Origin of the sequence: Streptomyces anandii JCM 4720, assembly GCF_014650655.1 — a bacterium.
GTDB classification, from domain to species: domain Bacteria; phylum Actinomycetota; class Actinomycetes; order Streptomycetales; family Streptomycetaceae; genus Streptomyces; species Streptomyces anandii.
Genome location: NZ_BMVJ01000008.1, coordinates 317464 through 319419 on the forward strand (window position 1 = coordinate 317464; position 1956 = coordinate 319419).

2 protein-coding genes are annotated in these 1956 nt (G+C 76.5%); one reads left to right on the plus strand and one right to left on the minus strand.

Annotated elements, in window-relative coordinates; all coding sequences use genetic code 11:
• On the minus strand, window positions 1–728 hold a 728-nt coding region (locus IE249_RS37585; protein WP_229858709.1), incomplete at its 3' end, for an FAD-binding oxidoreductase.
• A gap of 126 nt (window positions 729–854) precedes the next feature.
• Here IE249_RS37585 and IE249_RS37590 point away from each other — a divergent pair.
• A partial coding sequence (locus IE249_RS37590; protein ID WP_229858711.1) for a tetratricopeptide repeat protein occupies window positions 855–1956 on the plus strand: 1102 nt, incomplete at its 3' end.

The window sequence follows — 1956 nt, forward strand, 5'->3', positions numbered from 1 at the left end:
GCCGCGGAGGCGAACTCGGCGGCCAGCACGAGTTGCTGCGGCGGCTGCGGCTTCAGCGCCAGGACGGCCCGTACGACGATGCCGAGCGAACCCTCGGAGCCCACGAACAGGCGGGTCATGTCGTACCCGGCGACGCCCTTGGCGGTGCGGCGGCCGGTGGACATCAGCCGTCCGTCGGCGAGCACCACGTCGAGGCCGAGCACGTACTCGGCGGTGACCCCGTACTTCACGCAGCACAGGCCCCCGGAGGCGGTGCCGATGTTGCCGCCGATGGTGCACATCTCCCAGCTGGAGGGGTCCGGCGGGTAGTACAGGCCGTGCTCGTTCACGGCACGGGACAGCACGGCGTTGACGACGCCCGGCTCGACCACGGCGATGCGGTCGACCGGGTTGATCTCGAGGATGCGGTCCATCTTGGTCAGGGACAGCGCGATGCACCCCTCGGAGGCGTTGGCCGCGCCGGACAGGCCGGTGCGGGCGCCCTGCGGGACGACCGGGACGCGCAGTTCGGTGGCGGTGCGCATGACGTGCTGGACCTGTTCCACCGTGCGGGGCAGGACGACCACCGCCGGGGCGCCGGACGGGCAGAAGCTCGCCATGTCGTTGGCGTAGGAGGCCGTGACGTCGGGATCGATGAGGACCGCCTCGGCCGGCAGACCCGCGAGGAGCCGGTCGGTGAGGTTGCCCTGGACTTCGTCGGGCGGGGCTTGAATACGGCTCATGATCACAGCGTCGCACCGGGGGCCATCCGTGTGAAGCCCAAGGGCCGCAGACCTCCGCCTGCCGGGTGGCGGTGGGTGCCGCGCCCGGGTCGCAGCCCGGGTGCGGGCGGGCCCGGGCGCACAGTGTGGGCCATGGAGAAGCCCGCGCCGAGCCCCGCCACCTCCCTGACCGCCGAGCCGCCGCGCCGGCGCCGGCCACCGCTCGGGCCGCTGCTGCGGCTGCTGGTCGCGCTGCTCGTGGCGGCCGGGGTGCTCGGCGCGGTGTGGCTGGCGCTGCCGGGCGAGCGGCCCGCCTCCAGGGCCCCCGCACCGGCGCCCGGGGCGGTGGCGCTGACCGCGGTGACGGGCGGGGCGCCGGCCGCGCTCGGCGATCTGGCGGCGCTGATCGGCGAGCGGGAGCGGCGGGTGCGGCTGCGGCCGCGGGACGCCGAGGCGTGGGCCGTGCTCGGGGCGGCGTACGTCGAGCGGGGCCGGCGCACGGCCGACCCCGCGAACTATCCGATGGCCGACGACGCGCTGCGCACCTCGCTGCGGCTGCGCCCGGAGCGGAACGCTCAGGCGCTGGCGGGCCTCGCCGCGCTGGCGGACGAGCGGCGGGACTTCCGCGCGGCCCGCTCCTACGGCGAGGCGGCGCTGAAGCTGGATCCCCAGCGGTGGACGGCGTATCCGCCGCTGATCGACGCCTGCACCGGGCTCGGAGACTACAAGGCGACCGGGCGCGCCCTCGACAAGCTGCTGAAGCTGCACCACGCGCCGGCCGTGAAGGCGCGTGCGGCGGGCGTGTACTGGGACCGGGGCTGGCGCGAGGACGCGGCGGCCCAGCTGTCGGACGCGGCGGCGGCCGCGGCCACGCCGGTGGAGCGGGCGGCGTACGTGGAGCGGGCCGGGCGGATCGCGTTCGACCGCGGGGACCGGGAGGACGCGCTGCGCCACTTCGACGCGGCGCTGCGTCTGGATCCGGACCAGCGGGAGGCCCTGGCGGGGCGGGGTCGGGCGCTGGCCGCGCTGGGGCGCACCGAGGAGGCGCTGAGGGCGTACCGCCGGGCGGTCGACGGGCGGCCGAGCCCGCGGTACCTGCTGGAGCTGGGCGAGTTGTACCAGTCGCTGGGCAGGGACGAGGAGGCGGCGGCGCAGTACGCCCGGCTGCGGGACCGGGTCCGGCAGGAGACGGCGGCGGGGGTGGACGACGAACTGGTGCTGGGCCGGTTCGAGGCGGACCACGCGGGCGCGGAGC